13 protein-coding genes are annotated in these 7571 nt (G+C 66.7%); all 13 read right to left on the bottom strand.

Translation table 11 applies throughout. The features are described from left to right. Positions 1-184 precede the first annotated feature (184 nt). Complete coding sequence (locus tag ACTQ40_RS09850; protein WP_441042101.1) at positions 185-700, bottom strand: hypothetical protein; 516 nt, start codon at positions 698-700, stop codon at positions 185-187. Between the two features lie 72 nt (positions 701-772). Then, positions 773-1279 carry a phage tail tube protein gene (locus ACTQ40_RS09845; RefSeq protein ID WP_441042099.1) on the bottom strand — a complete coding sequence of 169 codons (507 nt, stop codon included), beginning with the start codon at positions 1277-1279 and terminating at the stop codon, positions 773-775. Between the two features lie 9 nt (positions 1280-1288). Next, on the bottom strand, positions 1289-1558 hold the full coding sequence (locus tag ACTQ40_RS09840; RefSeq protein WP_441042097.1) for a hypothetical protein: 270 nt from the start codon (positions 1556-1558) through the stop codon (positions 1289-1291). Continuing rightward, positions 1555-1929 (bottom strand): hypothetical protein, encoded by a 375-nt coding sequence (locus ACTQ40_RS09835; protein WP_441042095.1) that lies wholly within the window; start codon positions 1927-1929, stop codon positions 1555-1557. Before ACTQ40_RS09835 ends, ACTQ40_RS09840 begins: the two co-directional genes overlap by 4 nt. Further along, positions 1926-2264 carry an HK97-gp10 family putative phage morphogenesis protein gene (locus ACTQ40_RS09830; protein WP_441042093.1) on the bottom strand — a complete coding sequence of 113 codons (339 nt, stop codon included), beginning with the start codon at positions 2262-2264 and terminating at the stop codon, positions 1926-1928. The genes ACTQ40_RS09835 and ACTQ40_RS09830 overlap by 4 nt, the downstream gene beginning before the upstream one ends. Further along, entirely contained in the window at positions 2261-2671 is a 411-nt protein-coding gene (locus ACTQ40_RS09825; protein WP_441042091.1) for a DUF6093 family protein, read from the bottom strand. The genes ACTQ40_RS09830 and ACTQ40_RS09825 overlap by 4 nt, the downstream gene beginning before the upstream one ends. Continuing rightward, positions 2658-3044, bottom strand: coding sequence for a hypothetical protein (locus ACTQ40_RS09820; RefSeq protein WP_441042089.1), 387 nt, complete (start codon positions 3042-3044; stop codon positions 2658-2660). The genes ACTQ40_RS09825 and ACTQ40_RS09820 overlap by 14 nt, the downstream gene beginning before the upstream one ends. Then, positions 3041-3220 carry a hypothetical protein gene (locus tag ACTQ40_RS09815; RefSeq protein WP_441085589.1) on the bottom strand — a complete coding sequence of 60 codons (180 nt, stop codon included), beginning with the start codon at positions 3218-3220 and terminating at the stop codon, positions 3041-3043. Before ACTQ40_RS09815 ends, ACTQ40_RS09820 begins: the two co-directional genes overlap by 4 nt. Further along, positions 3220-4242 (bottom strand): major capsid protein, encoded by a 1023-nt coding sequence (locus ACTQ40_RS09810; protein WP_441042087.1) that lies wholly within the window; start codon positions 4240-4242, stop codon positions 3220-3222. Before ACTQ40_RS09810 ends, ACTQ40_RS09815 begins: the two co-directional genes overlap by 1 nt. A gap of 3 nt (positions 4243-4245) precedes the next feature. Then, positions 4246-4635, bottom strand: a complete 390-nt coding sequence (locus tag ACTQ40_RS09805) for a hypothetical protein (protein ID WP_441069377.1) — start codon at positions 4633-4635, stop codon at positions 4246-4248. A gap of 2 nt (positions 4636-4637) precedes the next feature. Continuing rightward, entirely contained in the window at positions 4638-5261 is a 624-nt protein-coding gene (locus tag ACTQ40_RS09800) for a hypothetical protein (protein WP_441042083.1), read from the bottom strand. A 36-nt stretch (positions 5262-5297) separates the two neighbouring features. Then, a complete protein-coding gene (locus ACTQ40_RS09795; RefSeq protein ID WP_441085590.1) occupies positions 5298-6191 on the bottom strand; it encodes a hypothetical protein in 894 nt (297 codons plus the stop codon). Next, entirely contained in the window at positions 6172-7503 is a 1332-nt protein-coding gene (locus ACTQ40_RS09790; protein ID WP_441042079.1) for a phage portal protein, read from the bottom strand. The genes ACTQ40_RS09795 and ACTQ40_RS09790 overlap by 20 nt, the downstream gene beginning before the upstream one ends. Between the last annotated feature and the right edge of the window lie 68 nt (positions 7504-7571).

The following is a 7571-nucleotide window of genomic DNA, read 5'->3' as shown; positions in this document are numbered from 1 at the left end:
GCGATCCACAGCGACCGCTCCCACGCGTCGAACTCGGGGTCACGGGTGGTGATGGTTGTGCCGTCGGGGCGGGTGGTGGTGACCGTGGTCGGCTCCCACCCGTTGAATCGGCGCAGGCTGACGCCCAAGCTGCGGGCGATCGCCAGATCAGTCCGCAACTCGGCGTCGGAGGCGACAACCTCAGCTACATAGGAAAATCCGGCAGCTCACCGAGGATCGCGTTCAGTTTCGCGTTGTGGGCCTCCAGTTCGGGAAGCTCCATGTTGTCCACGAGATGCGAGAACCGGGCCTCGTCAATGTCGGCGATCGTCTCACCGTCGAGGGTGGTGGCGTGGGTGAAGCAGCGGCGCATGAGGTTCCCGTACACGTCGGTCGCGGGGCCCTCGGTGTCGATGGTGGCGTAGAACTCCCTCGACTCGGCGGGGAGCAGCGCCCGGTAGTGGATGAGGATCGACGCCTCACGCAGAGCGGCGCGGGCCGCTTGCACAGCCTTCTCGGCCGCCTGACGCCCCGACGGCTTGGCTCCGAGCGATCCCGTCTTGGGTGCGTCGTCACCGGAGGGGCAGGCGTCCAAAGCGTTCTTGGCGGCCTCCCAGGCCTCCCACAGAGCGGGGTCCAGGCAGACAGGGGCGGTGGTGGTGCGCCGGATGCTCGACTTCACTCGGGCGTCCAGCAGCTGGGCGTACTTCGATTCAGACATGGTGGCCTCTCTGAGATGCAGCCACCCCCTACGCGCGAGGCCATGCGGTAGGGGCTGGCTGCGATTGGGGGGTTAGGACGCGATGGTGGCGAACAGCCCGGCGTTGCGTCCATCGACGGCGAGCGCGACGCGGACCTCGTACACGGCACCCTCCTCGACCCCGATAGGCACGAGATCGACGGCGGCGACGCGAGCCTTGATGACCTGAGCCTTCTGCGATGCTGCAGCCGGGGTCGTGTGCTTCAGTCCGGGCCGGTGGATCAGGTATACCACCGAGTCCTCCACGAACTTCTCCGAAATGGTCTCCGCCTGGGGGTCGCCGATCTTGATGGTGAGCGGCTCGAGGTTGCGCTCGCGATTGCCGACGCGCTTCTTCGCGACCTTGTCGCACAGGTACTGCGAGCTGGCGTAGGAGACGTCGGTGGAGATGCCGAACGACTTGATGGAGCACTCGATGGCGGTGCCCGCGTTGTACTCGGCGACGGTCGGCTTGTCGAGGTCCGCGACAGCGGGGGCGACGATAACGGCGGAGTTCTCGAGAACCTCCACGCCGTCGGGATTGAAAACAGTGAGAGACATGGGGGCTCCTTAGATGTTGGTCTTGAACTTGGGGTGTGCTGGGTTGCCGTTGGCGTCGACGGCTGGCGACTTGAGTGGCTTGTAGCGGGCCTTGTCAGAGTCCGCGAGGTTGGCGGAGATGGTGATGTGGTGTCCGGTCGCGGTGTCGCGGACACGCACGACGCTCACCCCGATTCGGGTGACAGCGGCCATGTCGGCGTCGGTCGCCTCGGCCTCCTCGGCCTCGGTCGTCTCGATCTCGACCGGTTCGGACTGGTCGGCGGCTCGGGTGGTGGTCATAGCTGGTTCCTTCTGATGCGGACGGTGAAAACGAGAGTCGCAGACATGCGGACGTCGCCAGCAGGGCCCTCGGTCACCAGTGGCCCGGATGATTCCTCGACCATCGCCGAGTCGGCACCGAACGGCTGGCACCTGTTGAGGGCGGTGCGGACGATCGTCACCGCGTCCCGGACGCCGGGGCGGGTGCGGGCCACACACACGGCGCTCACGTCGACCCTGATGTGCGCCGACGGGGCACAGATGCGGCGCTCCGACTCCAGACCGGTGTCGTAGTACAGACATACGTACCGGCCCGGTGGGGTCGCTGGCGGTTCCCCGTCATAGACGGTGAGGGCCGGGATGCGTGCCGCGAGGTCGTCGTGCAGGCTCACAGGATGTCCCCCGCGATCTGCTCAATCCGCTTCACGTAGGCGTCCTTCTTGGCTGCCAGCGCGGGCCCGAGGAACGGCTGCGGACCGTGCCGGGAGGTACCGAACTCCTGGAACACGCCGTGGCGCGCATCGGCGGCCACGACAGCGACGAGACCCTTGGCGTGGCTGACGATCGAGTTGGCGAGCGCACCGGATCGGCGCGGAGCGCGGCTCTTCGCCTCCGATGCCACCTCCCTGCCTGCGGCGGCGGTCGCCTTGATGACCTCTTGGGTGACCTTCGACGACGCCTTCCCGAGGTCGACGGCGAGCTTCGTCAACTCCGCATTCTCGGTCATGGCGTCTCGATCACCGATGCGGTGAAGCGGCGCTTGACGACGCCGAGACCGTTCTGGCGGACTGTCTCCACCGTGAACCGGGCGCCGTCGAGAGACGGGTCGCGGGGGCAGTGGTTGACGACCATGACGTGACCCTCCCTGAGCGCATCTACCCACCACGGCACCGAGCAGCGGTAGGCGCGGGACGTGACGGGCTGCTGACCCGTTGATGTCACCTGCCCGGCCATGGAGCCGGGATCGACAGCACCGACGCCGGCGTAGACCTCGGGGCCGAACATCTCCACCTCGGAGCCGTCCACGAACTCGTAGCGGCGATGGGTGTAGATGGTGACGTCGCAGTCCATCTCCGACTGGGCGTGAGCGCGGAGGGTGTCGAGGGCGTCGCGGGTGACCTCACCAAGCAGCATGACGGCCTGCCTGATAGGCGGGGTTGATGCTGAACGCCTCGGACTCCCGTCCGCGATCTGGGGCCAGCAGGTCCCAGTGCGCGGCGGTGATGCGGAACCAGCCCGTGTCGGCGGTGTCGTACCGCACCGACGTGGACGAGTCATCGACAGCGACCTGAGTTGCTGTGACGCCTCGCCCCGGCGAGGTGAGGCGGTCGGCGACCACCTCGGACACCACCAGGGCGAGGGCGTCACTGTCGAGCGCCTCGAGGGGGCCGAGGCGGTCAGCGATCATGCGTTCAACCACCGCGATCCACCGCTGAACGAGGACTGTCTCATCGCCACCGAGGCTCGCCCTGCGGGCGGCGATGCGGACGTCCTCGACGGTGGTCACTTCGACCGGCCCCGCGTGGCAGGCTTCGGCTTCGACGGGGCCGGGTCGTCGGCGGCCAGCAGATGGTCGCCGATCATCCCCTCAGCCCAGTCAGGTACCGCGTCGCCACTGCGGAGCGCCACCGGCTGACCAGAGTCAGGGTGGCGCACCACAGTGGTAGCGATGAGAGTGCTCATCACAGCACCTTCACGGCCATCGACAGGTTCGCGTTCGCGAGGACCGGCAGCGCGATCGCGTCACCGACCACCTCGGCGATCATCGGCACCGTCTGATGCCGCCACAGCCCTGCGACGAGACCCGGCATCTCCGCATCGACGAGCGAGAACTTCGGATCGGTCGCGGTCAGGGTCTGACCCCAGAACGTGGCGCCGAGCTCGGTCCCGTTGTAGTCATCGATGGCGGTCGGCTCCGGCAGGAAAAGCAGCGTGTCGTCAGGGATGACGCGCCCGCTCTTCGTGCGCCGGTCGTAGATGATGATGTCGGGCAGGCCGGCTGAGGACACGATGCCGCGAACATCCTGCTCCATCGGGCGGCGGAACGCCCCAGCAGCGGTCTGGCCCTGCATGACCTTAAGGCCGGACAGGGCGCGGAACACGCGGCGCGGCATGACGATCGCGCCGGGTTCGGTGCCGTTGCGGGTGGAGTACAGGTCCATCCACGTCTCGAGTTGGGTCAGTCCGTCCGTGGTGTCGGTCGACCAGAGGCTGTTCGCGGTGATGGTCAGGTCGGCGTCTCGACCGAAGTCATCGCTGGTCTTGTAGTTCGACTGCGTGATGGTCGCCTTGCCTGTGGCGAGCACAATGCCACGCATCCGCTCCACCGCATCAGCGATAGCCAGCACGCACCGGTCGGCAGCGCGGAAGCCTGCGTTACGGATCGAGTCGTCAGAGGCGTTCCGGTGCCGCAGCTGGGCGTACTCGCTGATGCGCTCCTTGCGAGACACAGCAGGCAACTCGATGATGACACGACCCTCGGGCGGGGTGTCGCCGATCTCGGGCTCAGCGTCGTAGGCGCGCCACTTCGCCTCATCCACGAGACCGTTCTGGCCCTTGTGGAAGCGGGCGGAGATGTCGTCCACCTCCCGGTTCGGGAGGAACTGGGCGAGCGAGCCCTTGCGGCGCTCGATGGCCGACAAGCCCTCACGGACATAGCCGGTGAGCTCGGCAGGGTCGATCAGGTCAGTCCACAGTTCAGCCATGGATCAGCCCTCCTTCACGAGGTCGAACTTCGACGCGTCGGAACCGGTTTGCGGCTCGACGTGCGCCTTGGGGAGCTTGGAGACGTTGATCGAGCCGTGCCACACGACGGGCACCGCGAGATCAGAGACCCCATCGGTAGCCTCGTCGGAGAACAGAAACCCGAGCTTCTCGCCCGAGGCACCCGTCCACGGCTCGATCGCGCCGAGGTTGGCGATGTTGAGCTCCAGGCCGGACGGGAAGAACCCCTTGGGGTAGTGCCCATCGGTCAGGCTGGTGCCCTTGGTGAACTTCGACACGTCGAGCGTGCCGGTGTGGTTGTTGACAATTGCGTGAGCCGAGGCGAGCCAGGAACGATTCCCGCCCGAGAACGACTCAACCTTCATGCGAGGCATGGTCACTCCTTCTTCTGATGTAGTTGCCGGTAGGCGTCGCGGCCCGCTTGAACGGTGCCGCCCTTGTTGGAATCGCCCCCACCTCGCCCGATGGACGGGTCCGGCTTGGGGCCGCGGGGCTTCGCGCCGTCGCTGCCGGTATGGTCGGCGGGTGCCAGCCGTGCCGCGAGGGCATTTAGCTGGTCTTCGCTGGTCGTCGCGACCAGAAGTTTGATGTCGTCCTCGGCGGTGATGCCGTGGGAGCGGGCCGCCCGTTCGACGGCCAGCTCGTGCTGCATGTGCTGCATCTGCGCCGCAACGTCCTCGACCGTCACCTTGGTTGGGTCGGGGGTCTCCGCGCCGGCGATCGCTGCCAGGCCGCGTTTCAGTTCCGACATCTGCTGCTCGAGCGCCTTGCGTCCGTCGCGTTCCCTCTGGAGGGCGCGGAGGCCGCTGTCGCCGAGCTTCTCGTCGGCCTTGTCGGCCTTGTCGTCATCCTTGGGCGCCTCGGGGGCCTTGCTGCCGTCGGAGGGTTCCTTGGGGGCCTCTGGGGCGCTGTTGTTGTCGGCCAGCATCGTGAAGCCGCCGAACAGGGCGCGGTGAGTGTCGATGATCTGTCGCAGATCGTCGGGCGTGTGGTGCGGCATCGTGCCACCTCTCTGGGGTTGGGTGCGCTGACTCGCTCAGCGCATGTACTTGTGTTTCCGCAGTAGCTGGATCGCCATGTCCTGGTCGTCGCCCGCCTTGGCGTAGATCGCTTTCGGGGTCCAGCGCTCCATCCTGCGAGCGCCGTACATGGTGCGGGCGCCGTTGGCTCGCAGCACCGACTTCTTTTCGCCGTCCTTGGTGATGCGGACAGCCGGCTTGGCGTTGATGACTTGGTTGATGTCAGCGCCGTCCTCGATCGCCCGAAGCTGGTCTCGGGTGAGGTCCTTGATGTCGGACACGTCCAGCGGAGGCACTGAGGGTTTATCCCGGTCACTGACAGCCACCAGGCGTCCATCGCAGCCGGGGTGCCGCGTGAACGACCTCGTGCCAGGCTTGAACAGCTTCCCGACGAGCACCGCGCACCGCTGGCACATCGGGGCGGGGTCCACGAACATCAGCGACGTGCGAGCCCTCCCAGTCGCCCCGACCATGGCGGCGTTACGGCCGGCTTCCGACACAGCCCAGTGGGCCATCGTCTGCGCCACCCTGCCGCCAGCGGCCAGCTTCTGAGTGGCAGTGCCCGGCGTCGCCCTGGCTGTGATGACAGCCGGATACAGGAGGGCGGGGATTGTGAGAACTGCCCCTGACGTTGGGTGCTCCGCCCATCCGCCGAAACCAGCCGGGTCGACCTCCGCCAACGCCTTCTCTGGGTATCCGGAGCGGTACAGGTCGTCGTCCACGCTGGCAGCGCCAGCAGCAGCGGCACCGATCTGCGCGGCCACCACCAATCGAGACAGAGGCGTCAGCTTCAACTGCCATTGAGCAGCCCAGTCGCCGCTCGCGCGGATCGTGCGCCACTCGCGGCCCACCATCGTGGCAGCGGCCCGCGAACGGGCCAGCATCGCCTTCTCAGGCGACTGTGGTGACATCGCCCGGAGCCGCCATCAGCGCCTGCACCAGCGGGTCGGCATCCTGCTCGCGGAAGTAGGCCCGCTCCCGTTGCTTGCGCCCCTCGTCCCATCCCAGTTCGTCCCACACGCCCTCGCGAGAGAGGATCGGCACGCCGCCAGCCATCTTCGTGAGGGCGTCGGCTCGCTGTGAGTAGGTGGGGGTCGCGGGATCGTGCCACAGCGCCCTGATCTCGTTGCCGGGGAGCCATTCGCCGGTGCGGAGGCGTTCCCGCAGGCCCATCACCCACGCCCACGAGTCACCGTCGTACACGTTCATGCGCTCGACGTTGCGGATTAGACGGGCCTCATCGGCGCGGATCGCGCCCTCCGACGCAGGATTGACGGTGTCTTGACCGAGGTAGCGGGTCGGGAGCCCCAACATCCCGCCACACCAGCGCAGCATCGCGTTCACGGCGTCGGTAAAGTTCGACAGTTGCGCCGCGTCCCACGACCCGAACTTGGCGTCCTTGTTCGACGTGACCTTGAGGATGGTCATGTATGCCTCCCACGTCGCCATGGGTTTACCCGTCTTGGGGTTGATGAAGTCTTCCTTCTTGACGCCAGCGGCCCACCGGTGGGGCCACGCCAACGCCTCAGCGCCGATCTGCGTGTTCGTGATGATGCGGGCGATCGCGTCCGTCATCGGGATCACGTCCGCCATCTCTGACACGCCAGTCCAGCGGCCCGTGCGGGGCCGGTTCAGGAACATCACGACCGGCACTCGGCCAAGCCCGTGCTCGTCAGGGTCGAACTCGTCGGCCCAGTCGTGGCCGTCGCGGATCAGATAGCGGCTCTTGTTGGGCAGGTACAGGGTGGCGCGCTGCCGGTCATCGTCGCCGGTGTAGGTGCGCAGCGCGGCAGTCATGCGCCGACGGGGATCGATCTCGACCGAGAACGCCTCAGGCGACTCCACGGTGATGAGCGGCTGATCGGGTTCTTCAGGGTTTGTGGACACGACCGCGAAGCCGCGCCCGAAAGTTCGGCAGTCCTTGTGCAGCAGCGATGACTGGGAGGGCAAGTTGTTGTACTCCCACGCCTCCTGCAAGCCGCGGTCGATCTTGTCGGAACCCGACCGCTGGAAGGCGCGCAACTGCTGGCGGCGCTCCGGCTCATCCACAGCCATGCGTGGCACGTTGATCGCGACCTCGAACATCCTCAGTTCGGGCGGCACGGCGAGACCGATCACGTCGATCTTCTGCAGGCCCTCGTAGTACATGTCGAGGTGCTTGTAGTCGCGCTTGATCTTCGGGGTCTTGCGGTGGAGGCGGTTCAGGACATCAATGTCACCCATGCCCACCTCCATTCATCGTCTAGGCGAAGCACCACACGGCGCTGTTCTGTGAGTCGTCATCGGTCCAG

It is taken from the genome of Collinsella sp. Sow4_D11 (assembly GCF_052116465.1).
Classification (GTDB): Bacteria; Actinomycetota; Coriobacteriia; order Coriobacteriales; family Coriobacteriaceae; genus Collinsella.
This window is presented reverse-complemented; position numbering and strand designations above follow the sequence as displayed.